Genomic DNA, 23,737 nt, shown 5'->3' on the forward strand with positions numbered 1-23,737 from the left:
ACGGACCAAGGAGCGACGACGTCAGCGAGCGACCCACACGATTTTCAGCCCGGAACGGGCCACCTCGCCAGAGGCGACAAGGACTAACCCCACCCTCCCTCCCGCCCTCCCGCCTAACGCCCCGTCGATCATGGAGTTGTGGCGCCCGAATCACCCGTGATGCCGCCTTTGTCCACCACCACAACTCCATGATCGGCGGAGCCGGGGTGGGGTGGGAGTGGGCGGGGCGGGGGTGGGTTAGGGGAGGTGGGGGAGGGCGGCGGTGAGGAAGGTGCCGAGGGCGGCGGGGGAGTCGAGGGTGAGGTCGGCGGCGTCGGCGACCTCGCGGCCGGTCTCCGGGTTGGCGACGGCCACGCAGACGCCGATGAACTCCGGGTCGGCGGCGGCACGGGCGCGCAGCGCGGCGAACGCCTTGATGTCGGAGACGTCGTCGCCGAAGTACCAGGCACCGCCGGCGTCCCGGATCACCTCGCCGATGACCAGGCCCTTGTCCCGGTCGACCGGGGGCTTCAGCTCCAGCACCATCCGCCCGGCCTGGCAGCGCAGGCCGAGCCGCTCGGCGTTGGTCCGGCCCCACTCCTGCACCAGGTCGCCGAGTTGCGGGGCGGTCCGCCAGTGCAGCGCGACGGAGAGCCGCTTGAACTCGACCAGGGCGCCGGGCGGCAGTTCGGCGCGCGCCTGGTCGGCCAGCTCGGCCATGGTGGGCACCCAGGGCAGCGCGGCGGGCTCGGTGACCGTCTCGCCGCCGGAGTGGCTGTGCTCCAGGCCGTAGAGCCCGTACAGGTCGATGCCGGCGAGGCCGCCGAACTGGTCGCGGAGGAACTCCACCGGGCGCGCGGAGACGATGGCGATCCGGCGTACCCGCGGGGCGAGCGCCGCCAGCGCGGTGAGCACCCGGGGAGCGGGCCGGACCGTGGTGGGATCGTCGCCGACCGGCGCGAGGGTGCCGTCGAAGTCGAAGAAGAGGACCACGTCCCGCGCGCGTGCCGCGGTAGCGCGCCACGCGTGCTCGGCGTCCAACGGGGTCCTCGGCTGCTGGTTGCCCAGATTCAACGGCGGCACGCGCGTCAGCGTACCCCGCGCCGGGCGGGGTATTCGTGGCCGCGATGGTTGGCCGGCCAGGCGGTGGTCAGCGTTCGGCGGCTCCCCGTCCCCGGCGCCCGAACGGCACCACGGCCGCGTCCTGGCCGTGGCTGAGCAGGTAGCCCTCCACGAAGCCGGTGTTCCGGTCGCCGGTGTGTGCCTCGATCTCGTTGAGCCGCGCCACCAGGAACTCGGTGAGCGCGCTGACCCGGTCGTTGAGCCGGTCGTGCAGTTCGGCGACGACGGCGAGGACCACCGAGGTGCCGGCAGTGATGAGCGCGAAGAGGTTGACGACCAGGGGAAGCTGCCCGCCGTTCAGTACGCCGACCACCACGTTGCCGGTCACGCACGATGTCACCGACACCACCGCGACCACGACTGCCAACCATTTCAGGGTCATGGACAGACCCCTCCTTCTGTCCCGCAGGGCTGAGTTCGGCCTTGTCCCGTCCCCCCGCCGACGACGAGCCCCGAGCAGTACAAACAGGGACGCTAGCGCGTCCGATCCGGGCCCGGAGGGGATAGATCGGATCTGTCCGGGGGTTCTTTCGCCATTTGCGGAACTGCCTGGCGTGTCGACTATCCGGCCTGCCTGCCTCGTTTTCCGGAATCCGTCGGCAGGGTCGGGCGGTACGCGAGGTAGCGGATGGTCTCCCGGATGTGGAACTTCTCCGCGTCCGAGACCCGGGGGTCGACGAGCCGGCGCAGCAGCGCCTCGACGTCCGGGTCCATCGGCGGCGGGGTGGGGCTGGCCTTCGGCGCGGTCGCCCGGTCCCAGCCCAGGGCGGCGAAGGCCGCCGCCGGGTTGAGGCCGAGCCCTTCGCAGAAGGCGACCACCCGTTCCACCTCGGGGTCGCTGGCCCAGTCGCCGCGTACCCAGCGGTTGATGGTCTGCCGGGAGACCCCGGTGCGCCGGGAGACCTCGGTGCCGCTCCACGCCCGCATGGCGCGCGCGTCGTCCAGCGCGCGGCGAACGAAGGTGGCGAAGGCGATCTTCCGGGCGTTGGCCGTCTCGGTCACTCCGTGACGGTACGGCCCGGCCGGTCCGCCGGCGCGGCCCGGCACGCTGTTGTCACGCCGACGAGACGGAGGATCCGGATCGCCGGTAAACGATTGGGAGGTGCTCCTGAGGGGTGCCACCCGGGCAGAATAGATGGACGGCAGTACGGCGGTAAACGGACGAAAAGCTGATACTGTCACGCTCATGAGACAACTTACGGTGTGTCACGTGCATGAGACGACGAGTGCTCACATGCGTCACTCCGCGAGTGCTGAGGGGGTCTCGTGACCGAGCTCGCGACCCGTTCCCAGGCCTTCGGCCTGATCGCGGCCGGGGTGGCCGCCGGGTTGAGCGCACCGTGGCGCCTCTACCTGGCCCGGGGCTGCCGTTATCTGTCGCTCAGCGTCGGCGACCGGGACGAGTGGGACGCCTGGCGTACCCACCTGGGCTGCCCCGAACTGAGCGTCCGGGTCTACGACGCCGGCGGCGACATCCGCCGGACCTCGGTGGCCGAGGTGATCCTGGACGGCTGCCGGATCAGCGTCGAGCTGGTCGAGGAGGTCAGCACCGAGGACCTGGAGCGGCTGCTGGTCGTTGACCCGGTGGCCGAACCGGAGGAGCGATGAGCCGGCGGGCCGGGACGCGGGCGGGGGTGACCCGGTGAGCCCTTTCCTGGCCGTCCTCCTCGTCCTCTTGCTCGGCTCGACCTGCTACGCGGCGGGCCGGCTGCACGGGCAGCTCAGCTACCGGATCGGCTACCGGTTCGGCTACCGGCAGGGGTATTTCGACGGTGACCGGGGCGCCTGGAACCGGCGGCGCCGCGACGCGCAGGCCGCGATCGCCTCGGCGCTGGCCCGGTCCACCCCGGCGTCGGTGTCCGCCCCGCCCAGCCGCGCCGCGGTCCCGTTCGCCGGCACCGCCGTACCGGCCGCGGTGACCGCGAAGCCCGCACCCGGCGCGGCCCCGCGGGCCACCGCGACCGTGCAGCTCGGCGGACTCGCCACCCGGCAGGGCACCACGTACACGGGCTCCTCGTTCAGCGCGTCCGTGGGGGGCGGGCGGCAGACCGGGACCCTGGTACGCCGGCACGGCTGAGGCCGCCCGGGCGCGGTGCGGCGTTCGCGGCGGACGCGCACCGTCTGGGCCACCGCCGACTGGTGACGGTGGTCCGGCCGGCCGGGATGCGCGCAGGGGGCATGCATCCCGGCCGGCCTCGCGCCGCGGTCGACCTTCCGAACGACCCTGAGCCGCACCGGGCCGGGCCGCACCGCACCGGGCCGCGCTGAGCGGGCTGGGTTCACCCGGTCGATGCGCCGCAGCCCGCCGCCACCACTAGCCGACGGGCCGCGCGGGCATTAGCGTCTAGACATGGCACGGGGCTTTCCCGGGCCAGCCGGACAGCCCGGACCTGCGACCTCGCGCACGGGGCCCGCATCCGACCCCGTGTCCACCGGGCACCGGACGAGGCGGAACTCGGGTGGCCGGGTGCCCATCCGCGGAGCAGGCCTGTGACCACTCGCCGTACCCCCGCCGGTGCCGACCAGACCCCGGCCGCGACCGCCGTGACCCGCCGGACCACCCGCAGCCGCCGCACCGCGGCGCCCGCGTCGGCCGGCCCCGAGGAGCCCCGACCAGCCGGCCCGGCCTTTGTCCTGGACACCTCGGTGCTGCTCTCCGATCCCGCGGCGTTCTACCGCTTCGCCGAACACGAGGTGGTGCTGCCGCTGGTGGTCATCTCGGAGTTGGAAGGCAAGCGGCACCATCCCGAGCTGGGCTGGTTCGCCCGCCAGTCCCTGCGGATGCTCGACGAGCTGCGGGTGCGGCACGGTCGGCTCGACCGGCCGGTGCCCGCCAACGACCAGGGCGGCACCCTCCGGGTCGAGTTGAACCACACCGACGACGGGGTGCTGCCGCCGGGGTTCCGCAACGAGTCGAACGATGCCCGCATCCTCTCGGTGGCGCTCAACCTGGCCGCCGAGGGGCGGGAGGTCACCCTGGTCAGCAAGGACATGCCGCTGCGGGTGAAGGCGGCCTCGGTGGGCCTGCGCGCCGACGAGTACCGGCACGGCCAGGCCAGCGATCCGACCTGGACCGGCATGGCCGAGCTGGAGCTGACCGAGGAGGAGATCGCCCGGCTCTACGCGGGCGAGGCGCTGGACCTGGATGCCGCCGCCGGCCTGCCCTGCCACACCGGGCTGGTGCTGCACTCCGGCCGGGGCTCGGCGCTGGGCCGGGTGCTGCCGGACAAGACCGTGCGGCTGGTCCGGGGCGACCGGGAGGCGTTCGGCGTGCACGGCCGCTCGGCGGAGCAGCGGGTCGCGCTGGACCTGCTGCTGGACGAGGCGATCGGCATCGTGTCGCTGGGCGGCCGGGCCGGCACCGGCAAGTCGGCCCTGGCGCTCTGCGCCGGGCTGGAGGCGGTGATGGAGCGTCGCCGGCACAAGAAGGTCATCGTCTTCCGCCCGCTCTACGCGGTCGGCGGTCAGGAACTCGGCTACCTGCCCGGCTCCGAGTCGGAGAAGATGTCCCCCTGGGCGCAGGCGGTCTTCGACACCCTCGGCTCCGTGGTGCACGAGAACGTGCTGGAGGAGGTCATCGCCCGCGGCCTGCTGGAGGTGCTGCCGCTGACCCACATCCGGGGCCGCAGCCTGCACGACGCCTTCGTCATCGTGGACGAGGCGCAGTCGTTGGAGCGGGGGGTGCTGCTCACCGTGCTGTCCCGGATCGGTCAGGGGTCCCGGGTGGTGCTCACCCACGACGTGGCGCAGCGGGACAACCTGCGGGTGGGGCGGCACGACGGGGTGACCGCCGTGATCGAGGCGCTGAAGGGTCATCCGCTCTTCGCGCACGTCACCCTCAGCCGTTCGGAGCGTTCACCGATCGCCGCAATGGTCACTGACTTGTTGGAGGACGGACCGCTCTGATCCGGGTTTTTGCCCGCCTTTGTGGGCATTCGCCTTGTGGTGCAGATCACAAATAGAGCCCAGCGTTTCCCATCAGCCTCACTGTGCGCAATGGTGTCCATCGAGCGTCTCCGACAACTCCAGGTCCGCGCGGCCAGGTTCGCGCACCGATCTGGAGTCGTCGGACGCCCCGACAGGATCGTCGAGCATCGTTCGCCCCGGCGCGGCGAAGGGCCACGAACCGCGGGGCGGCGGCCGCGAGTTCGGGGCCGGGGCGCTCGCGGCGTGCCGACGCGCGGCCATTGAGGCGGCCAGGCGTCCGCGCCGTGTCCTTGCCCCCGACGAAGGGACACTTCGTGAGTCGGCTGTGGAGCCGGTTCGGCGCCCGTACGGCCGCTGTCGCGCTGCTTTCCGTGGGCGTCGCCGGTGGCTTCTACCTGGGCGAAGACCGTCAGACCCAGCAGCAGGGCCTGACCGCGCAGGTCGGCCTCGAGGTCGATCAGGCGGAGTACGCGTACCAGCGGGACCGGCAGGCCGACCACCGGTTGGTGTCGGCCAAGCAGCGGGCCGCCGAGTACCAGGCGAAGCTGCGGGCCGCCGCGGCGGCCAAGGAGGCCGCCGAGCGGGCCAAGGAGGCCGAGGCGGCCGCCGCGTCCCGCAAGAAGGAGCGCGAGGCCGCGGCCAAGGCGGTCACCAAGCCGTACGAGGGACCGATCCCGTCCTCCTGCGAGGAGTACAGCGGCAACCGGAAGGTCGGTTGCGCGATCATGCTCGACCAGGGCTTCGATATCGACCAGTTCCCCTGTCTGGACAAGCTCTGGACCAAGGAGAGCGGCTGGAACCACAAGGCCTACAACGCGGGGTCCGGCGCGTACGGCATCCCGCAGGCGGTCCCGGGCAGCAAGATGGGCTCGGTCGCCGACGACTGGAAGACCAACCCGGCCACCCAGATCAAGTGGGGCCTCGGCTACATCAAGGGCCGGTACAACAACCCGTGCGGTGCCTGGCAGCACTCGCAGAACAGCGGCTGGTACTGATCGGACGCCCCGTCGACGGCGGGCGGCGCGGATGTCCGCGCCGCCCGCCGTCGTCTCATCCCGGTCGGCTGCGGCGCTCGGGTGGCGGTCGGGCCCGATTGCTGATAGCTGTTGGTACGTGACCTGGCGCGGTGGCCCCACGGGCGGCGATCCCCGACGGTTCGGCACCGAGGCGTTCTACGCCTCGCTGGGTCGGGCCTTCGTGGCGATGTGCGCGGTCGTGCCGGTCCTCTTCCTCATCGAGGCCCTCGACGTCGGCCTCCGGTCCGACCTCGACGTCACCGCCGGGATCATCCCGCGCCGGATCCAGGGGCTCGACGGAGTGATCTTCTCGCCGTTCCTGCACGCCGGCTGGAACCACCTCTACAGCAACAGCATCCCGCTGATCCTGCTCGGCACCTTCGTGCTGGCCGCGGGCACCCGCCGGTTCCTCTGGTCCACCATGGTGATCATCCTGGTCAGCGGCCTGGGGGTGTGGTTCACCGGCTCGCCCAACTCGGTGGTGGTCGGCGCGAGCGGGGTGATCTTCGGCTATCTCGGCATCCTGCTCACCCGTGGGGTGGTCGAGCGGAGCTGGTGGAACTTCGCGGTGGTGCTGCTGGTCGGCCTGCTCTACGGTTGGCAGCTGCTCGGCATCCTCCCCACCGACGAGCGCATCTCCTGGCAGGGGCACCTGTTCGGGTTCCTCGGCGGGATCGTCGCGGCGATCCTGTTCCGCCGCCGCCGGGACGAGCTGCCCGACCCGGCGCCGGTCGAGCCGTCCACCGTCACCCTCCCCTGATCGGGCACCGACGCGGATCCGGGACGTGCTTGCCCGGTGCCCCCCGGCCGCCTACCGTCGGGATCAATACGCGTTGATCCGTGACCGAAAGTGACGGTACGCCATGCGCGAGGTCGATGTCGCCGTGATCGGGGCCGGTCCGGCCGGGCTCTTCGCCGCGTACTACGCCGGCTTCCGCGGGCTCTCCGTGGCCGTCGTCGACGCGCTGCCCGAGCCGGGCGGGCAGGTCACCGCCATGTACCCGGAGAAGCTCATCCTCGACGTCGCCGGCTTCCCGGCGGTCAAGGGCCGGGAGCTGGTGGCCAACCTGGTCGCCCAGGCCGCGCCCTTCCAGCCCGAATACCTGCTCGGGGTCCGCGCCGAGAAGCTGGCGTACCTCGACGGGCGGCCGGTGCTCGGGCTGGCCGGCGGGGACCAGTTGCACTGCGGGGCGGTGGTGGTGACCGGCGGGCTGGGCAGCTTCGCGCCGCGACCACTGCCGGTGGCGGACAGCTTCCTGGGCGCCGGGATCGTCTATTTCGTGCCGCAGCCGGCCGAGTTGGCCGGCCGGGACGTGCTGATCGTCGGCGGCGGCGACTCCGCGTTCGACTGGGCGGTCACCCTGGCGCCGCTCGCCCGGTCGGTCACCCTGGTGCACCGGCGGGAGAAGTTCCGGGCCCACGCCTCCACCGTGGCGCGGGTCCGCGCGCTGCCCGTGCGGGTGGTGGTCAACGCCGAGGTGACCCAGCTGTACGGGGAGGACCGGGTCACCGGTGCCGAGCTGACCGTACGCGGCGGGCCGGTGGAGACGCTCCCGGTGGACACCGTCGTGGCCGCGCTCGGCTTCACCGCCGACCTGGGGCCGCTGGCCGAGTGGGGGTTGAACCTGGACCGCCGGCACATCGTGGTGGACAGTGCGATGGCCACCAACCTGCCCCGGGTCTTCGCGGCCGGCGACATCACCGAGTACCCGGGCAAGGTCCGGCTGATCGCCACCGGTTTCGGCGAGGCCGCCACCGCGGTGAACAACGCGGCCGTGGCGATCGACCCGTCCGCGCACCTGTTCCCCGGTCACTCCTCCGACGGCACCTGAGCCGTCCGGGAGCGCGACGACCGGGTGCCCGCGGTCGGCCCGCCGGCGCTCAGGGCAGGCCGATGAGGTCGGCCATCAGGGCGGTCTGGTGGTCGAAGTACTCGTCGCGGTGCGGCAGCATCCGGTTGAACCGGCCGAAGAGTTCGAAGCTGATCAGGCCGAAGAGCTGGGTCCAGCCGGCCATGCCCCGGGCCAGCAGCGCGGCGGGCAGCGCCATGGAGGTGCCCGCGGCGACCTCGGCCAGGTCGTCGCGAAGCGGCTCGGGCAGTTCCTCCTCGGTCGGGTGGAGCCGGCCGCTGGCGACCCCGTCGCGGAGGATGCCGACCAGGGTCAGCGGGGGGCGCGACGCCGGCGCCACGGTGTCGTCGGGGGCGGCGTACCCGGGGACCGGACTGCCGTAGAGCAGGGCGTACTCGGCGGGGTGGGCGAGCGCCCAGGTCCGGGCGGCCCGGCAGGCCGCGTGCCAGCGCCCGCGCAGGTCGGCCCGGTCGGCCGCGGCGTCGGCCGCCTCCACCGCGTCGCCGAGCGCCTGGTACGCGTCGAGGATCAGCGCGGTGAGCAGGTCGTCGCGGCTGGGGAAGTAGCGGTAGATGGCCGAGGAGACCATGCCCATGTCGCGGGCGACCGCGCGCAGCGAGAGGTTCGCGCCGTCGGTGGCCAGGTGGCGGCGGGCCACCGCCTTGATCTCGTCGATCATTCCGGCGCGGACCCGGGCGCGGAGCGAGGGAGCGACCATGCCCCCACTCTGCCACGTCTGAGAGCGGCAATCAAAAGAGAGAGCACCGCTCTTGACGGAAGGGGCGCGGTGGAGCATGCTCTGATGCGAGAGCGGTGCTCTCAGAAGGTATCCCCGCTTCGAAGGGTGGCCCCTCCATGGCCCTGCACGTGATCGTCGGCGCCGGACCCGTCGGCACCGCCACCGCCCGCCTCCTCGCCGACCGCGGCGAGCGGGTACGGGTGGTGACCCGGCGCGGCACCGGACCCGACCACCCGGCGATCGAGCGGACCGCCGCCGACGCCGCCGACACCGACCGGCTCACCGCGCTGACCGAGGGCGCCGCGGCGCTCTACAACTGCGCCAACCCGGCGTACCACCGGTGGCCCACCGACTGGCCGCCGCTGGCCGCCGCGCTGCTCACCGCCGCGCAGCGGACCGGCGCGGTGCTCGCCACCGTCGGCAACCTCTACGGGTACGGGCCGGTCGACGGCCCGATGACCGAGGCCACCCCGCTCGCGGCCACCGGCGTCAAGGGGCGGGTCCGCAACCGGATGTGGGCGGACGCGCTCGCCGCGCACCGGGCCGGAGAGGCCCGGATCACCGAGGTACGCGGCTCCGACTACCTGGGCACCGGCGGCTCCTCGCTGGCGATGATGGTGCTGCCCCGGGTGCTCGCCGGGCGACCGGTGTTCCTGCCGGTGGACTGGGACGCCCCGCACACCTGGACGTACATCCCGGACGTCGCCCGCACCCTGGTCGCCGCCGCGGCCGAGGAGCGGGCCTGGGGCCGGGCCTGGCACGTGCCCAGCTCACCGGCCGTGCCGATGCGGGACCTGGCCACCCGCGCGGCGGCCCTGGTCGGTGCCCGGGCGCCGCGCCTGATCCGGATGCCGTACCCGCTGCTCTGGCTCGCCGGGCTGGCCGACCCGACGGCCCGTGAGCTGCGCGAGACCGCCTACCAGTTCCGCCGGCCGTACGTGCTGGACGCCACCGCCGCCGAGCGGGCCCTCGGCCTCACGCCGACACCGCTGGACCAGGCCCTCGCCGAGACCGTCGCCGGACTGCGCCCGGTCACCGGCGCGGGGCCGGCCCGAGCGCGGCGATGAGGACCGCCACCATGGTCAGGGCGGCGCCGAGCAGGGTGTCCAGACCGGGGCGCGCGGCCGAGGTGGGGAGCAGCAGGTCGAGCAGGACGGCCCCGACGATCTGCCCGGCGATGGTGGCCAGGCCGAGCAGCAGCACCCCGGTAAAGCGGACGATGGCCGCGGCCAGCGCGATGAACACGATGCCGATGGGCCCGCCCAGATAGAGCCACGGCTCGGCCGGGAAGCCGCCGGCCGGGCGGCCCCGCACCGCCACCTCCACCGCGAAGGTGGCGAGCAACGCCGCCGTGCCGACGGCGAAGTTCACCAGCGTGGCGATCGTGGCGCTGCCGGCCGCCGCCCGCACCTGGCCGTTCACCGCCTGCTGCCAGGCGATGCCGACGCCGGCGGCCATCGGCAGCAGAGCCAGCGCCAGCGCGCCGGGGTCGCCCAGCCGGTCGCCCACCGCCAGCAGCACCGCCAGCACGGTGAGCACCGCGCCGACCAGCCGGTGCGGGGTGATCGGCTGCGGCCCGGTCGGTCCGAGGCCGGCCCGGTCCACCAGCAGGCTGCTGCCCGACTGCCCGGCCACCACGGCCACGGTGAACACGGCGACGCCGAGCGTGCCGATGGTGAGCCCCTGGGTGGCGACCAGGAAGGCGCCACACAGGCCGCCCAGGCACTGCCAGGGCCGCAGCGAGCCGGCGCGCAGCGCCACCCGCAGGGCGGCCAGCCCGCGCCGGCCGGCCGGGGTGGCGGGGACCAGCACCAACAGGATCAGCAGGCCCACGCCGAACGAGACCACCGCCGCGGCGATCCCGTCGGCCAGCCGTACCCCCAACTCGCCGTTGATCCGGGACTGGACGGCCACGCCGACGCCGGCGCCGGTGGCCAGCCCGACGCCGGCGATCCGCCGGGCCGGCGGCAGCGTGGGCGGAGCCGCCGTCCCGGTCAGCGTCACTCCTGCTCGGCCAGGGGACGGCCGTCGAAGTCGACCGCCGAGTAGAGGGCCAGCTTCTCCAGCCGGTGGTACGAGTCGATCACCCGGATCGTGCCGCTCTTGGAACGCATCACGATCGACTGGGTGTACGCCCCACCGGAGCGGTAGCGCACCCCGCGCAGCAGGTCGCCCGAGGTGACGCCGGTGGCCACGAAGAAGCAGTTGTCGCCGGTGACCAGGTCGTCGGTGAAGAGCACCCGGTCCAGGTCGTGCCCGGCGGCGATCGCCTTCTCCCGCTCCTCGGCGTCCTTGGGCCAGAGCTTGGCCTGCATCATCCCGCCCATGCACTTGAGCGCGCAGGCCGCGGTGATGCCCTCCGGCGTGCCGCCGATGCCCATCAGCACGTCGACGTCGGACTCGCCCCGGGCCGCCGCGATCGCGCCGGCGATGTCGCCGTCGGAGATGAACCGGATGCCCGCCCCGGTCCGCCGGATCTGCTTGACCAGGTCGTCGTGGCGCGACCGGTCCAGCACGCAGACCGTCACCTCGGCGGCGTCGGTGCCCTTGACCCTGGCGATCCGGCGGATGTTCTCGGCCACCCCGGCGTTGATGTCGACCACGTCGGCGTACATCGGGCCGACGGCGAGCTTCTCCATGTAGAAGACGGCGCTCGGGTCGAACATCGCGCCGCGCTCGGCCACCGCGAGCACCGCGAGGGCGTTCGGCATGCCCTTGCTCATCAGCGTGGTGCCGTCGATCGGGTCGACCGCCACGTCCACCTCGGGACCGGTCCCGTCGCCGACCTCCTCGCCGTTGAAGAGCATCGGGGCGTTGTCCTTCTCGCCCTCGCCGATCACCACGACCCCGCGCATCGGGATCGAGTTGATCAGCTTGCGCATGGCGTCGACGGCGGCTCCGTCGCCGCCCTCCTTGTCGCCCCGACCGACCCAGCGGCCGGCGGCCATCGCCGCGGCCTCGGTGACCCGGACGAGGTCGAGGGCGAGGTTACGGTCCAGATCCTGGGGGGTTCGCGTCCTGGTGATTGTCATGACGGCTTCCTCCTCGCGACGTTGCGGGGTGGACCGGCGGGATGCGGCCGTCGCCGCCGCCGGTTTTGTCGCTGATCCTCACACGATCTCAGGTTCCGCGTCGGAGCGGGGCGGAGGAGGCCAGGATCACGCCTCACGGCGGGCTGCGAGAATGGTCGGGTGGAACCCGCACAGCCTGCCGACCGCGTACCGACCGACGCCACCCCGCCCGACGGCCAGCCGCCGGTCGGGCCCGCCGCCGGGCCCGCTGCCCAGGCCGGGGAGCCGGCGCTGGTCGAGTCGTCGACCGGTCCCGCACCGCTGGCCGAGGGCGGCGAGCCGGCCCTCGTCGAACCGGTCGACCGGCCGGCCGCGGGCGACGCCGGCCCGCACCCCGCCGTCTCCGGCGACCAGCCCGCCCCGCCGGCCCGCAAGGAGAAGTCGCGCTCCGAGCGGTCGCCCCGGGACATGGCCCTGTCGCTGCTGGTGCTGCTGGTCCCCATCGTGCTGCTGCTCGCCTTCTACCGGGGCTTCCTGGGCGGGGACGAGCCGACCACCGTCGATGCCGCGCCCGCGATCGAGCAGGCCCGGGCGGCCGGCGCGTTCCCGGTCAGCGAGCCCGAAGGGCTGGCCTCCGGCTGGCGTACGGTCAGCGCCCGCTACCGGACCGAACCCGGGGGCGCCACGCTGCGGATCGGCTACCTGACCCCGGAGGGGCGGGGCGCCCAACTGGTGGAGAGCAACGTGCCGGCCGAGCAGTTGCTGCGCACCGAGCTGAAGGGTGGTCAGCCGCAGGGGCCGGCCGAGCTGCCCGGCGCGAGCTGGCAGCGGTACACCGCCCGGGACAACGAACAGGCCCTGGTCCTGCTCGAACCGAACCGCACGGTGCTCGTGATCGGTGACGCCCGGGAGGGCGAGCTGCGTCAGCTGGCCAGCGCGCTGCGCTGACCCGGCCGGCGTCGCCCGGGGACCGGCCGCCGGCGCCTGGGGACCGGCCGCCGGCGCCCGGGTGGACGGCGGACGGCCGCGCCCAACCGGACAGGGATTGCCGAACACCACTTCAGGGAACAGAGGAGGCACGGACCCGTCGCCGCCTCCGAGGTCGCGCCGGGGCCGTGCGCCGGAGCCGGCGTCAGGGCTGCGGCGGAACGCCTCCGGCACCTCGTGGGCCGGACGACCCACCTGGAGAGGTTCAACATGAAGATTCGACGGTTCAGCGCCGCCGCCTTCGCCGCGGCGCTGCTCATCCCCGGCGTGGCCGCCTGCAACGACGACGGGACCGCCGGCGCGGGGGCCTCCGGCACCCCGAGCGCCTCCGGCAGCATCGCGCCGAGCGGCAGCGCGGGCACCGGCGACGCCAAGCAGGCGCTGCTCGACTCCACGAACGCGATCCGCGACGGGAACTTCCGGTTCACCATGTCCGGCGCCGGCTCCACGGCGGAGGGGCAGGTGCACGAGCCGAGCCAGAGCGCGGAGATGCGGATGACGATCGGTGAGCCGTCGTCCGACCTGATGATGAAGCTGGACCTGATCCACCTCAAGCCCGACAGCTGGGTGAAGCTGGAACTCGGCGGGAAGGCCGCCAGCAGCGTCCCCGGCGTGCAGAAGCTCAATCTCGGCAAGTACCAGCACCTCGACCAGACCCGGATCAAGGGCAACCGGGCGCTCGGCTTCGACTTCGACAAGGTCGACCCGGCCGGCAGCGCCGTGCTGACCCAGGGCATCACCGAGGTCCGGCAGACCGGCGAGGGCGCGTACGCGGGCACCGTCGACGTGTCCAAGGCGGCCGAGGCCGGATCGCTCGACCCCGCGGTGATCACCGCGCTCGGCACCCAGGCGAAGACCGTGCCGTTCACCGCCAAGGTGGACGGGCAGGGCCGGCTCAGCGAGCTGGTGCTCCAGCTCTCCGCCGCCGGGCAGAGTGCCGCCCAGGACATCAAGATCACGTACTCGGACTACGGCAGCGCGACCGCCGCCCAGAAGCCCCCGGCCGACCAGGTCGTCGAGGCACCGGCCGAGTTCTACAACCTGTTCAGCTGACCGAACGCTTCGGTGGGGCGGCCACGGCCGCCCCACCGGCGTCTCTGGTCAGTCCTCGGCGGCTCGGTCGCCGCGCCCGCGTTTCCGGTCGCTGTGGCGGCGGTTCCGGTCAGTCCTCGGCGGGTTGCCGGGCGGCGTCGATGCGGGCGCGGGCACCGTCCAGCCAGCGCTGGCAGACGCCGGCGAGGCGCTCGCCCCGCTCCCAGAGCGCCAGCGACTCCTCCAGCGAGGTCCCGCCGGCCTCCAGCCGCTCGACCACCTGGGCCAGCTCGGCCCGCGCCTGCTCGTAGCTGAGCCGCTCGTCCGGCCCGGCGTCTCTCTGGTCGCTCATCGGGCCCATCCCATCACACTCCCGGCGCGGACCGTGGGCACGGGTCGCCGGCTGCGGGCGGCGCGTCGCCGGAACCCGCCGGGTCGAGGCGGCGTCAACCCGCCGGGTCGAGGGGGCGTCCGGGGACCGGTCAGCTCCCGCCGTCCACCGTCGCGGCCAGCTCGCCCTCGGCGAGGCGGACCCGCAGCGGGTCGCCCTTGGCCACCTCGGACGCCGCGCGGACCACGTGCCCGTCGGCGCGTTGGACGATCGCGTACCCCCGGTCGAGGGTCGCGGCGGGGGAGAGGGCGCGCAGCCGGGCCAGGGTGTGCCGCAGGTCGTCGCCGGCGGCGGCGAGCCGGTGGTCCAGGCAGCGGCCGGCGCGGTCGCGCAGCGCGACCACCTCGGCGGCCCGCTGCTCGACCATCACCTGCGGGCGGGCCAGCACGGGTCGGGAGCGGAGCAGGTCGAGCCGGTGCGACTCCCGGTCCACCAGGTTGCGGACCGCCCGCTCCAGCCGGGACCGGGCCTGGCCGATGAGGCGTACCTCCTCGGTGAGGTCGGGGACGACGCGCTTGGCCGCGTCGGTCGGCGTGGACGCGCGGACGTCGGCCACGTAGTCCAGCAGCGGCGTGTCCGTCTCGTGGCCGATCGCGCTGACCACCGGGGTACGGCAGGCGAAGACCGCCCGGCAGAGCGCCTCGTCGGAGAAGGGCAGCAGGTCCTCGATGCCGCCGCCGCCCCGGGCGATGACGATCACGTCGACGGTGGGGTCGGCGTCGAGCACCTTGAGCGCCGCCACGATGTCGGGCACCGCGCTCGGGCCCTGCACCGCCACGTTGACCGTGCGGAACTCCACCGCGGGCCAGCGCCGGCGCGCGTTGGTGAGCACGTCCCGCTCGGCGGCCGAGGCCCGCCCGGTGATCAGCCCGATCCGCTGCGGCAGGAACGGCGGGCGGCGCTTGCGGGACCGGTCGAAGAGTCCTTCCGCGGCGAGCAGCTTCTTGAGCTTCTCCAGCCGGGCCAGCAGCTCACCCAGCCCGACCTGGCGGATCTCGTCGGCGCGCAGGCTCAGCGTGCCCCGGGCGGCGTAGAACTCGGGCTTGGCGTGCAGCACCACCCGGGCGCCCTCACGCAGCTCGGGCGCGCCGGCGTCGAGCACGTCCCGGTTGGTGGTGACGGTCAGGCTCAGGTCGGCGGACGGGTCGCGCAGGGTGAGGAAGACGGTGCTGGCGCCCGGCCGGCGGCTGATCTGCGCCACCTGCCCGTCCACCCAGACCCACCCCAGCCGGGCGATCCACGCGGCGATCTTCTGGCTGACCACCCGGACCGGCCACGGCTCCTCGGACGTGCTCCGTCCGACCTCGCTGCCGCCCTGCCCCACCGCGCCCATCCGCCCACCCTAGTTCCCGCCGCACCGCCCACCCCGACACCACCTCCGCCCCGCCCGTGTCGTCCGAAACGGGACGGCGGTGAGTTCCGGGACCGCGCCGCGCCTGGTGATCAACGGGGTGGTGCGGGGACGGTCGACGCCTCGCGGCCGCTGCCGGCCGAAGAGCCGCCACGTACGATGGTCGGGTGACTGAGGCTGCGACCACTCCCCGGACCGGCAAGCGCGTGCTCCTGGCCAAGCCCCGCGGCTACTGCGCCGGGGTGGACCGGGCGGTGCAGACCGTCGAGGAGGCGTTGAAGCTCTACGGCGCCCCCATCTACGTGCGCAAGCAGATCGTGCACAACAAGCACGTGGTGCAGACCCTCGAGGCCCAGGGCGCGATCTTCGTGGAGGAGAACGAGGAGGTGCCGGAGGGCGCCACCGTGATCTTCTCCGCGCACGGCGTCGCCCCCGAGGTATACGAGCAGGCCCGGGAGCGCTCGCTCAGGGCGATCGACGCGACCTGCCCGCTGGTCACCAAGGTCCACCAGGAGGCTCGCCGGTTCGCCGCCGAGGACTACGACATCCTGCTGATCGGGCACGAGGGGCACGAGGAGGTCGTCGGCACCGCCGGTGAGGCGCCCGCGCACATCCAGCTCGTGGACGGCCCGGACGGCGTCGACAAGATCTCCGTCCGCGACCCGAACAAGGTCGTCTGGCTCTCCCAGACCACCCTCTCGGTCGACGAGACGCTGGAGACGGTGGCCCGGCTCAAGCAGCGGCTGCCGCTGCTCCAGTCGCCGCCCAGCGACGACATCTGCTACGCCACCTCCAACCGGCAGCACGTGGTCAAGGAGATCGCGCCGGACTGCGACGTGGTGATCGTCGTCGGCTCGCGTAACTCCTCCAACTCGGTCCGCCTGGTCGAGGTGGCCCTCGACGCCGGCGCCCGCGCCGGGCACCTGGTCGACTTCGCCCACGAGATCGACGACGCCTGGCTGGCCGACGCCCGCACCGTCGGGGTGACCTCGGGCGCCAGCGTGCCGGACGAGCTGGTCCAGCAGGTCCTCGCGCGCCTGGCCGAGCGGGGCTTCACCGACGTCGACGAGATCACCACCGCCAACGAGCGGCTGACCTTCTCGTTGCCGCAGGAGCTCAAGCGGGACATGAAGGCCGCCGCGCGCGGCTGACGGCCGGAACGGAACCGTCGGCCGGTACGTCGAACTCGGCATGAAGACTCCTCGGACGGTGCTGGTCGCCCTGGTCGCCGGCGTGGCGCTGAGCGCCTGCGCGGGCCTGGGCGCCGAGCCCACCACCCCCACGACGACGGGAGCCACCCCGGTGACCAGCCAGCCCAGCCCGGACCCGAGCGCCGTCCCGAGCGACCCGACCCCGACCGGCAAGGGCGGCCCGACGCCGACCGGCAAGGGTGGCCCCTCGGTGCCGCCCCCCGCCCGGGACACCCTGACCGGCGTGGTGGAGGCCGGGGTGGAGCCGAACTGCCTGCTGATCGGCGGCAACCTGCTCGTCGGCGGCCCGCGCGACGTGCTCAAGCCGGGCACCCGGGTCGTCGTCACCGGTCACCCGCAGCCCGGCCTGATGACCACCTGCCAGCAGGGCACCCCGTTCGTCGTCGAGTCCGCCCGCCGGGCCTGAGCGCGGCCCCGGGCGGAGCCCCGCTCTGACGGGCGCAGTCCGGCCCCGACCGGCGCAGTCCCGCCCCGACCGGCGCAGTCCCGCCCCGACGGGCGGAGCCCCGCCCCCACGGGTGGGGACGGGGCTCCTGACGGGTCGGCCGGCGGTCAGTTCACCGCGCCGACGGCCACCGAGCCGCGGCCGACGACCGCGCCCTCGACGGTGGTGACGGCCAGGTCACCGTAGAGTTCCCGGCCGGCCGCCGGGGCGGCCAGGGCGGTCACCGTGCCGGTCAGCGTGGCGGTGGCGCCGTTGGCCAGGAACACCGGGGTCCTGGGGGCGGCGAGGGCACCCAGCGCCGGCGACGAGAACGAGTCCCGGTAGTCGTACTCGGTGCCGCCGGCGGCGACCGCGTAGCCCTGCACGACCACCCGGTAGGTGCCGGCGACCGGGTTGGTCAGGGTCACCGCCTCCTCCGAGTCGCCGTCGGCGGACCGGCCCACCTGGGTCGCGCCGCGGAAGACGTACAGGTCCAGGTCGGCGCCGAGGTCGGAGGTGTTGCCGATCCGGGCGCTGAACGAGGTCGTACCGGCCGGGACGTCCACCGTGTACTCCTGGCTGGTGCCCACGGTGATGGTCGGCCGCCCGCTGCGCACGCTGGCGAGCGGGCCGCCGACGCCGCTGACCCGGACCGGGCCGAAGGTGTTGGTCAGGTCCCAGCTCACCTCGGTCGGGGTGCCGGCGGTCACCGACGGCAGCTCGACGACGGCCGGCTCGACCGCGACACCCTGCACCCGCGTCTGGAGCTGGTACGGGTTGTCCAGGCTCGGGGAGGTACGCCGGGCCTCCACCTCGATCTCCCAGACCCCGGCGATCGGGTTCTGGTAGTCCCGCTCCTGCGGCTTGCAGGCCGCGGCGTCGGAGAAGTTGGTGTAGCAGGCGGTGCTCGTGGTGCTGTCGACCGGCACGCCGTACGGGTTGATGGCGATGAACCGGGTCTGCGAGCCGGTGGCGATGCCGGAGAGGTTGACGTGGAGCGCGCCCGTGCCCTCCGGGACCGTCACGAAGTACGAGGTGAAGCTGTTGCGCTCGACCGAACCCTCGGTGGTGAAGGCGTAGGCGGGCGTGGTGACCTGGGTCGGCACCACCACGACGGTGGAGACCTCGAAGTCGATCACCGAGGTGGCCGGGTCGTCCACCGTCATGATCGCGCCGTGCGCGCCGGTGCTCAGCGGCTTGGCCTTGACCTGGACGGTGACCGTCCGGTTCAGCGGCAGCGCCACGGACTTCGGCGCCGAGAAGGTGCCGTCGTTGCCCCGGAACGCGATCTCGTGCCTGATGGTCCGGTCCGGCCCGCTGGTCCGGGTCAGCTTGACCTCGTAGGAGCGCTTCTCCTTGACCTGCTGGCCGCCCCGGCCGATGGCGCAGCGGTTGTAGACGCCGGTGCCCACGTTGGGGTTCTTCTCGAACTCGCCGCTGTCCGGGTTGTACGTCGCCAGGTTGCCCGACAGCTCGGTGCAGACCGGCGCCGCCGACGTGTAGCCGCGGGTCTGTACGCCCCTGGCGAGCAGGCCCCAGGCGCCCGGCACGTTGAGCATGCCGTAGCCCTGGCCGTACGTCGGCACGCCCTTGATCGCCTTGGCGGAGCTGTAGAGGGCCCGGCGCAGCGCGGCCGGGGTGACCGCCTGGCCGGTGGCGCGGGCGGCGGAGAGCAGCAGCGCCGCCCCGCCGGTGGCCTGCGGCGAGGCCATCGAGGTGCCGTTGAGCATCTGGTAGCCCGGGGGCAGCTGGTAGCCGGCCTCGGGGACCGGGTTACCGGGCTGCCAGGTCGGCGCGGTGGAGATCGCCGAGCCGGGGGCGGTGATGTTCGGCTTGAAGCCGCCGTCCTCCCGCGGGCCGCGCGAGGAGAAGTTGAACAGCGCGTTCTCCTTGCGTACCACCGAGCCGTAGTTGGCCAGCCAGGTGTCCTTGCTGACGTTCGCGGCGACGCTGACCACGTTGCTGGCCACCGACGGGTCGCCGACCGTGTTCAGGCCGGGCCCGGAGTTGCCGGCCGAGAGGAACAGCTGCACCCCGTACGTGGTGATCAGGGTGTTGTAGAGCTCGGCGCGGGCGTTGGCGCCGTCGTTCAGCGCCGGCAGGCCGCCGATCGACATGTTGACCACGTCGACCTTGCGGTTGACCACCAGGTCGACCATGCCGGTGGTGAGCGCCGCGGCGGTGCAGCCGCCACCCCACGAGCAGGCGCGGGCGGAGACCAGCTTGGCGCCCGGGGCGGCGCCGTCGAAGGCGCTGTTGCCCAGCATGTCGTTGGCGGCGGTGATGCCGGCCACGTGGGTGCCGTGGGTGGCCTCGATGATGCCGATGTTCACGTAGTCGACGAGGCCGGGGCCGCCGGCCGGCGCGGTGTCGACGTCCTCGCGGTACTCCACGACGAACGGCATCTGGTCCCGGACCGCGGTGGCCGGGTTGTCTGTGCCGAAGTGGCCGACCTGGAACTTCTCCCGGTACGGCCGCATCACCTCGTCGTCGGTGAAGTCCCGGTTCTGGTTGACGTCCACCCGGATGTCGTGGCTGACCGGGTCGTAGAGCACGCCCCAGGCGTTGGTGGTGTCACCGTCGCGGTTCACGTCACCGGCCGGGTCGCTGGCCGCGGTGATGGACTCGCGGAACGTGTTGAACGTGAAGGTGCCCGCCGGTGCGGTCCAGGTGGTCGCGCCCGCGCCGGTGCCGATGACGAAGGACGGGCCGCTGACCTGGGTGGTCATCGGCCGCCAGGTGGCGTCTTCGAGCGGGTCGGTCGCGGTGACCCAGTCGACGATCTTGCGCTCGCCGGTGGTGGTCTTCTGCAGGGCCGGCTGGTCCAGGTCGATCCCGGAGTCCATGATGCCGATGGTCACGCCGCGTCCGTCCCAGGTCGGGTGCGCGGCCTTGAAGGCCTCCGCGCCGGTCTCGGCGGTCGGCATGTACGGGTTGACCGCGCCGGTGCCCGCGCCCGGGCCGGCCAGCGTCGCGCCCTGCCGGGCGGTCTTCGCGCCGGCCTTGGCGGCCTCGGGGGCCGGGTCGGGGCGCTTGATGGTCTCGTCGAGGTCGACGGCGGAGACGCCGGGCAGCGTGGCGGCCTTCAGCACCTTCCCGGTGGGGACCTTGGCCAGCAGGTAGCCGACCTGGTCGTAGCGTTGGCTGACGGTGGCGCCGAGGTCCTCGAGGCCGGCGGCGACCGTGCCGGCCGCGCCCTGCCGGGCGGCGATGATCAGGGTGACGGTCGGCGCGTGCTTCGCCTCCGCCTCGTCGAGGAGCTTGGCGTCGTGCGCGCCCAGCGCCTCGACCGCGGTCGGCTGGGAGGCGTCGGGGGTGGCGGCGGGGGCCGCGCTCGCGGTCGCGGCGCCACCTCCGACGGTCATGGCGCCGGCGGCCAGGACCGAGGCGAAGAGCGCGGCGGAGGTACGCCGGCTCCGGTTGCGGGGTTGGCTCACGTTCTCTTCCTCCAGAGAACAGGGCCCTGTGGAGCACAGGGCACGTGTCCCCGTGATCCTCTGGGGCACCCCGCCCGATGTCACTAGTCCAGGATGGATTTGTGACCGGTCCGTAACGCAGATCGACCATCGTCGTCACAGTCAGCACGTGGATCGTCGGGGCCGGCTGGCCGTTCGGACGATGTGGACGGCGCGTCGAGCAGCTCCGGCGCCTGCGGCTGCCGGGGGGTCAGCTCGACCTGCGCCGGCGCGGCCAGCTCCTGGTCGGAGACGCCCAGCTCGGCGAGCTTGCGGGCGCTCACCAGCACCCGCGCCTCCAGCGAACCCACCGCCCGGTTGTACGCCGTGACCGCCCCGCCGAGCGAGGCGCCGAGCTTGCCGACGTGCTCGCCCAGGGTGGACAGCCGCCCGTACAGCTCGCGGGCCAGCGAGTGCACGGTGGCCGCGTTGCGGGCCAGGGCCTCCTGCCGCCACGAGTACGCCACCGTGCGCAGCATCGCCACCAGGGTGGCCGGCGTGGCCAGCACCACGTTGCGGGCGAAGGCGTGCTCCAGCAGCGTCGGGTCGCGCTGGAGGGCCACGTCGAGGAACGGGTCGGCCGGCACGAAGAGCACCACGAACTCCGGGGTCTGGTCGAAGGCCGCCCAGTAGGACTTGGCGGCCAGCCCGTCCACGTGTGCGCGCAGGTGCCGGGCGTGCGCGTCGAGCTGGGCGTCCCGTCCCCGCTCGTCGCGCGCCTCCATGGCGGTCAGGTACGCGTCGAACGGCGCCTTGGCGTCCACCACCACGGTGCGGCCACCGTGCAGCCGGACCACCAGGTCGGGGCGGACCCCCTGGTGGTCCGTGGCGGCGGTGACCTGCTCGTTGAAGTCGCAGTGCTCCAGCATGCCGGCGGCCTCCACGATCCGCCGGAGCTGGTGCTCGCCCCATCGGCCGCGCACCTGCGGGGCCCGCAGCGCCGCGACGAGCTGCTTGGTCTCGGTGCGCAACTCCCCGGAGACGCTGCTCATCGCGCGTACCTGCTCGCGCAGCTCGGCGTACGCGTCGATGCGGTCCCGCTCCAGCTCGGTGACCCGCTGCTCGTAGCGGCGGAGGGTGTCGTGCAGGGGCGCCACCGCCCGCGCCACCGCCTCCTGGGACTGGGCGGTCGCCTCGTAGCTGAGCGCCCGCATGGACTGCTCCAGCCGGCCCTCGCCCTCGCGGTTGGCGGCGAGGGTCGCCTCGAGCCGGGCGATCTCGGTCGCCGATCGGGCGCGGGCGGCCAGCCAGCCGACGGCGCCGCCCGCGCCGAGGCAGAGCACCACCACGGCCACCGTCGAGAAGCTCATGGCCAGAAGCTTGCCAAACGGATACGACGTGCGCCTGCTGGGTACGGTCGAGTCATGGAACTTGCCCTTTGGCTGGTCCTGGTGCTGATGCTCGGAGGTGCGCTCGTGTTCTGGCGATGGGGAAGCAGGTCCCGGCGGGCCACCGAGCTGGCCGACGCCCGAGCGGAGGCCCAGCGCTGGTACGAGCGGCTGGGTGGCCAGCTGATGAATCTGCACGGCGACGCCCCGGCCGTACGCCAGGCGCTGGCCGACGCCGGTGAGCGGTACAACGCCGCCGGCTCCCAGCTCGAGCAGGCCCGCACGCCGCACCAGTTCGCGCTGGCCCGGGAGACCGCGCTGGAAGGGCTGGCGTACATCCGGGCCGCGCGGACGGCGATGGGCATCGACCCGGGACCGGAGCTGCCGCCGCTCGCGGCCGCCCGGGGCGCCGGCATGCTCACCAAGGAGCGCGAGGTCAACGTGCAGGGGCAGACCTACCGGGCCGGCCCCCAGCCGGGCAACCAGACGCCCTACTACTACCCCGGCGGCAACTGGCAGGGCCGGCCGGTGCCGGCCGGCTGGTACTCGACGCCCTGGTGGAAGACGGCGCTCGGCACCGGCGCCGGGGTGCTCGGTGGCCTGCTGATCGCCGACGCGCTCTTCTCGCCGGCCTTCGCCGACCCGGGCTACGGCTACGAGGCCGGCTACCAGGAGGGCTTCCAGGACGGCTACGGCGACGGCCAGGACAACGGCGACCAGGGCGGCAACGACGTCGGCGGCGACCAGTTCGCCGGCGACCAGGGCGACTACGGCGCGGCGGGCGACTACGGCGGTGGGGACTTCGGCGGCTACGGCGGCGACTTCGGCGGCGGCGACTTCGGTGGGGGCGACTTCGGCGGCGGGGACTGGTGACCCGGGCGGCGTGAGTGGCGGGAGGCCCGCCCGACCGGCCCGCCCGGTGGGTGTCGCGGCGGCTGACTGTCGCTCGTGAGCGGTCTGCGACCGCCGGCGGGGACGACGACGAAAGGGCATCCCGGGTGGGGTCGGGCCCTTTCGGGTGCTGCTCGGATCGTCAGGAGGCGCTGTAGCCGCGGGTGGCGATCCAGTCGGCGAGGTTGTCCACGCTCATCCGGTAGGAGGCCATGTTCGGGTCGGCCGAGTCGGCGATCGTCACGGTCTTTCCGCCGTCGCGGTAGCCGACGACGCTGATGTAGTGGCCGCCTTCGAAGGAGTGGGTGTTGCCGTCGGTGTCGGTGGCGGTGCCGGCGATGTTGGCGACCACGGCCCGGCCGTCGTCGACGGTCTCGACGATGTCAGCGCGCAGCCGCTCGGTCTGCTTGTCGTCGGCCTTGGGGTCGCGGATCTCCACCGAGTGGTAGGTCTTGCCGGTTTCCTTGTTCAGCACGGGGGTGATGTCGTTGATGCTGTTGGTGCCGGCCTCGGTGGTGCCCATCTCCTTGGCCATGGCGTCCACGTCGATGTTCTTACCCAGGACGCTCAGGGCGTTGCGGGTGGCGGCGGGGCCGCAGTAGTAGAAGTTCGGCTGGGCCTCGTAGCGGACGTCGAGTTCCCGCTCGCCGTGGCCCTTGCGGTCGGTGCTGACCTGCGCGGTCTTCTCCGCGGGGGCGGCGTGGGCGGCGATGGCCGGGCCGGCGATGCCACCAGCGGTGGCGGCGAAACCGGCAGCGGTCAGGACGGTGTTACGCAGCAGAGTGGTACGCATGATGAGTGCCTCTCTGATCGGGGGTGACGCGGCACGACGGCAGGGGGCGCACGAGGTGCCGCGGCAAAAGGGGGAAGGTTTTCGCGGGGCCCGGCGATCAGTGACCTGCTCGGGCGTCCAGGGAAGGTAACGACGGCCGGTGGCCGATCATTCCGACCGCCGCCGCCGCACCCCCTGGGGCGGGCTGCTTCGCGGTCTGCCCTGTACAACGCCCCCACCCCCGACCCGAT

At 73.5% G+C, this 23,737-nt stretch carries 23 protein-coding genes; 12 read left to right on the top strand and 11 right to left on the bottom strand.

The genetic code is table 11. From position 1 onward, the window contains the following. Positions 1-237: 237 nt before the first annotated feature. The 3 genes from otsB to AB0I11_RS27045 form a co-directional block, all read right to left on the bottom strand. Positions 238-1,062, bottom strand: coding sequence for a trehalose-phosphatase (otsB, locus tag AB0I11_RS27035; RefSeq protein ID WP_357326334.1), 825 nt, complete (start codon positions 1,060-1,062; stop codon positions 238-240). A 67-nt stretch (positions 1,063-1,129) separates the two neighbouring features. Further along, positions 1,130-1,483, bottom strand: coding sequence for a hypothetical protein (locus tag AB0I11_RS27040; protein WP_046562518.1), 354 nt, complete (start codon positions 1,481-1,483; stop codon positions 1,130-1,132). 179 nt (positions 1,484-1,662) lie between these two features. Further along, entirely contained in the window at positions 1,663-2,103 is a 441-nt protein-coding gene (locus AB0I11_RS27045; RefSeq protein WP_046562519.1) for a helix-turn-helix transcriptional regulator, read from the bottom strand. A 264-nt stretch (positions 2,104-2,367) separates the two neighbouring features. Here AB0I11_RS27045 and AB0I11_RS27050 point away from each other — a divergent pair, with 264 nt between their 5' ends. The 6 genes from AB0I11_RS27050 (at position 2,368) to AB0I11_RS27075 (ending at position 7,876) form a co-directional block, all read left to right on the top strand. Beyond that, positions 2,368-2,709, top strand: a complete 342-nt coding sequence (locus AB0I11_RS27050; protein ID WP_357326338.1) for a hypothetical protein — start codon at positions 2,368-2,370, stop codon at positions 2,707-2,709. Between the two features lie 34 nt (positions 2,710-2,743). Beyond that, positions 2,744-3,178, top strand: coding sequence for a hypothetical protein (locus tag AB0I11_RS27055; protein WP_357326341.1), 435 nt, complete (start codon positions 2,744-2,746; stop codon positions 3,176-3,178). A 413-nt stretch (positions 3,179-3,591) separates the two neighbouring features. Then, the gene (locus tag AB0I11_RS27060) at positions 3,592-5,007 is read left to right on the top strand and encodes a PhoH family protein (RefSeq protein WP_357326344.1); all 1,416 of its coding nucleotides are present in this window, start codon (positions 3,592-3,594) and stop codon (positions 5,005-5,007) included. A 335-nt stretch (positions 5,008-5,342) separates the two neighbouring features. Next, the gene (locus tag AB0I11_RS27065; RefSeq protein ID WP_357326347.1) at positions 5,343-6,023 is read left to right on the top strand and encodes a lytic transglycosylase domain-containing protein; all 681 of its coding nucleotides are present in this window, start codon (positions 5,343-5,345) and stop codon (positions 6,021-6,023) included. 118 nt (positions 6,024-6,141) lie between these two features. Next, positions 6,142-6,804 carry a rhomboid family intramembrane serine protease gene (locus AB0I11_RS27070; RefSeq protein ID WP_357326349.1) on the top strand — a complete coding sequence of 221 codons (663 nt, stop codon included), beginning with the start codon at positions 6,142-6,144 and terminating at the stop codon, positions 6,802-6,804. Between the two features lie 103 nt (positions 6,805-6,907). Then, the gene (locus AB0I11_RS27075; protein ID WP_357326352.1) at positions 6,908-7,876 is read left to right on the top strand and encodes an NAD(P)/FAD-dependent oxidoreductase; all 969 of its coding nucleotides are present in this window, start codon (positions 6,908-6,910) and stop codon (positions 7,874-7,876) included. A 49-nt stretch (positions 7,877-7,925) separates the two neighbouring features. On the opposite strand, the gene AB0I11_RS27080 is transcribed toward AB0I11_RS27075, so the two are convergent. Beyond that, a complete protein-coding gene (locus AB0I11_RS27080) occupies positions 7,926-8,612 on the bottom strand; it encodes a TetR/AcrR family transcriptional regulator (RefSeq protein WP_357326356.1) in 687 nt (228 codons plus the stop codon). Between the two features lie 137 nt (positions 8,613-8,749). On the opposite strand from AB0I11_RS27080, the gene AB0I11_RS27085 reads away from it, so the two are divergent. Then, entirely contained in the window at positions 8,750-9,700 is a 951-nt protein-coding gene (locus AB0I11_RS27085) for an NAD-dependent epimerase/dehydratase family protein (protein WP_357326359.1), read from the top strand. On the opposite strand, the gene AB0I11_RS27090 is transcribed toward AB0I11_RS27085, so the two are convergent. Then, a complete protein-coding gene (locus AB0I11_RS27090; RefSeq protein ID WP_357326362.1) occupies positions 9,666-10,637 on the bottom strand; it encodes a DMT family transporter in 972 nt (323 codons plus the stop codon). The two genes, AB0I11_RS27085 and AB0I11_RS27090, sit on opposite strands and share 35 nt — an antisense overlap. Further along, on the bottom strand, positions 10,634-11,665 hold the full coding sequence (gene glpX, locus AB0I11_RS27095) for a class II fructose-bisphosphatase (protein ID WP_357326365.1): 1,032 nt from the start codon (positions 11,663-11,665) through the stop codon (positions 10,634-10,636). The genes AB0I11_RS27090 and glpX overlap by 4 nt, the downstream gene beginning before the upstream one ends. Before the next feature lie 159 nt (positions 11,666-11,824). Here glpX and AB0I11_RS27100 point away from each other — a divergent pair, with 159 nt between their 5' ends. Together AB0I11_RS27100 and AB0I11_RS27105 are read left to right on the top strand one after the other, a co-directional pair. Continuing rightward, entirely contained in the window at positions 11,825-12,592 is a 768-nt protein-coding gene (locus AB0I11_RS27100; RefSeq protein WP_357326368.1) for a DUF4245 domain-containing protein, read from the top strand. Positions 12,593-12,841: 249 nt separating this feature from the next. Then, entirely contained in the window at positions 12,842-13,684 is an 843-nt protein-coding gene (locus tag AB0I11_RS27105; protein ID WP_357326371.1) for a hypothetical protein, read from the top strand. Positions 13,685-13,793: 109 nt separating this feature from the next. On the opposite strand, the gene AB0I11_RS27110 is transcribed toward AB0I11_RS27105, so the two are convergent. Together AB0I11_RS27110 and xseA are read right to left on the bottom strand one after the other, a co-directional pair. Then, positions 13,794-14,015 carry an exodeoxyribonuclease VII small subunit gene (locus tag AB0I11_RS27110; RefSeq protein ID WP_046562612.1) on the bottom strand — a complete coding sequence of 74 codons (222 nt, stop codon included), beginning with the start codon at positions 14,013-14,015 and terminating at the stop codon, positions 13,794-13,796. Positions 14,016-14,145: 130 nt separating this feature from the next. Next, positions 14,146-15,387, bottom strand: a complete 1,242-nt coding sequence (gene xseA / locus AB0I11_RS27115; protein ID WP_357326376.1) for an exodeoxyribonuclease VII large subunit — start codon at positions 15,385-15,387, stop codon at positions 14,146-14,148. A 185-nt stretch (positions 15,388-15,572) separates the two neighbouring features. Between xseA and AB0I11_RS27120 the strand changes: the two genes are divergently transcribed. Then, positions 15,573-16,556, top strand: coding sequence for a 4-hydroxy-3-methylbut-2-enyl diphosphate reductase (locus AB0I11_RS27120; protein WP_357326379.1), 984 nt, complete (start codon positions 15,573-15,575; stop codon positions 16,554-16,556). Between the two features lie 40 nt (positions 16,557-16,596). Continuing rightward, positions 16,597-17,022: a hypothetical protein gene (locus AB0I11_RS27125; RefSeq protein ID WP_357326382.1), complete on the top strand. Its 426-nt coding sequence runs from the start codon at positions 16,597-16,599 to the stop codon at positions 17,020-17,022. A gap of 146 nt (positions 17,023-17,168) precedes the next feature. Here AB0I11_RS27125 and AB0I11_RS27130 read toward each other — a convergent pair whose 3' ends face one another. Both AB0I11_RS27130 and AB0I11_RS27135 read right to left on the bottom strand, forming a co-directional pair. Then, positions 17,169-20,477 carry a S8 family serine peptidase gene (locus tag AB0I11_RS27130; RefSeq protein ID WP_357326385.1) on the bottom strand — a complete coding sequence of 1,103 codons (3,309 nt, stop codon included), beginning with the start codon at positions 20,475-20,477 and terminating at the stop codon, positions 17,169-17,171. Between the two features lie 83 nt (positions 20,478-20,560). Beyond that, positions 20,561-21,805 carry a DNA recombination protein RmuC gene (locus AB0I11_RS27135; protein WP_357326388.1) on the bottom strand — a complete coding sequence of 415 codons (1,245 nt, stop codon included), beginning with the start codon at positions 21,803-21,805 and terminating at the stop codon, positions 20,561-20,563. 54 nt (positions 21,806-21,859) lie between these two features. Between AB0I11_RS27135 and AB0I11_RS27140 the strand changes: the two genes are divergently transcribed. Continuing rightward, positions 21,860-22,696, top strand: a complete 837-nt coding sequence (locus tag AB0I11_RS27140) for a hypothetical protein (protein ID WP_357326391.1) — start codon at positions 21,860-21,862, stop codon at positions 22,694-22,696. Positions 22,697-22,856: 160 nt separating this feature from the next. Here AB0I11_RS27140 and AB0I11_RS27145 read toward each other — a convergent pair whose 3' ends face one another. Then, positions 22,857-23,507, bottom strand: a complete 651-nt coding sequence (locus AB0I11_RS27145) for a C39 family peptidase (RefSeq protein ID WP_357326394.1) — start codon at positions 23,505-23,507, stop codon at positions 22,857-22,859. Between the last annotated feature and the right edge of the window lie 230 nt (positions 23,508-23,737).

It is taken from the genome of Micromonospora sp. NPDC050495, from assembly GCF_040655175.1.
Classification (GTDB): Bacteria; Actinomycetota; Actinomycetes; order Mycobacteriales; family Micromonosporaceae; genus Micromonospora.

Coding starts and splice junctions, on each gene's coding strand:
- AB0I11_RS27040 (WP_046562518.1), bottom strand. CDS start 1,483: ATGACCCTGAAATGGTTGGCAGTCGTGGTCGCGGTGGTGTCGGTGACA.
- AB0I11_RS27075 (WP_357326352.1), top strand. CDS start 6,908: ATGCGCGAGGTCGATGTCGCCGTGATCGGGGCCGGTCCGGCCGGGCTC.
- AB0I11_RS27080 (WP_357326356.1), bottom strand. CDS start 8,612: ATGGTCGCTCCCTCGCTCCGCGCCCGGGTCCGCGCCGGAATGATCGAC.
- AB0I11_RS27085 (WP_357326359.1), top strand. CDS start 8,750: ATGGCCCTGCACGTGATCGTCGGCGCCGGACCCGTCGGCACCGCCACC.
- glpX (WP_357326365.1), bottom strand. CDS start 11,665: ATGACAATCACCAGGACGCGAACCCCCCAGGATCTGGACCGTAACCTC.
- AB0I11_RS27105 (WP_357326371.1), top strand. CDS start 12,842: ATGAAGATTCGACGGTTCAGCGCCGCCGCCTTCGCCGCGGCGCTGCTC.
- AB0I11_RS27110 (WP_046562612.1), bottom strand. CDS start 14,015: ATGAGCGACCAGAGAGACGCCGGGCCGGACGAGCGGCTCAGCTACGAG.
- xseA (WP_357326376.1), bottom strand. CDS start 15,387: ATGGGCGCGGTGGGGCAGGGCGGCAGCGAGGTCGGACGGAGCACGTCC.
- AB0I11_RS27125 (WP_357326382.1), top strand. CDS start 16,597: ATGAAGACTCCTCGGACGGTGCTGGTCGCCCTGGTCGCCGGCGTGGCG.
- AB0I11_RS27135 (WP_357326388.1), bottom strand. CDS start 21,805: ATGAGCTTCTCGACGGTGGCCGTGGTGGTGCTCTGCCTCGGCGCGGGC.
- AB0I11_RS27140 (WP_357326391.1), top strand. CDS start 21,860: ATGGAACTTGCCCTTTGGCTGGTCCTGGTGCTGATGCTCGGAGGTGCG.
- AB0I11_RS27145 (WP_357326394.1), bottom strand. CDS start 23,507: ATGCGTACCACTCTGCTGCGTAACACCGTCCTGACCGCTGCCGGTTTC.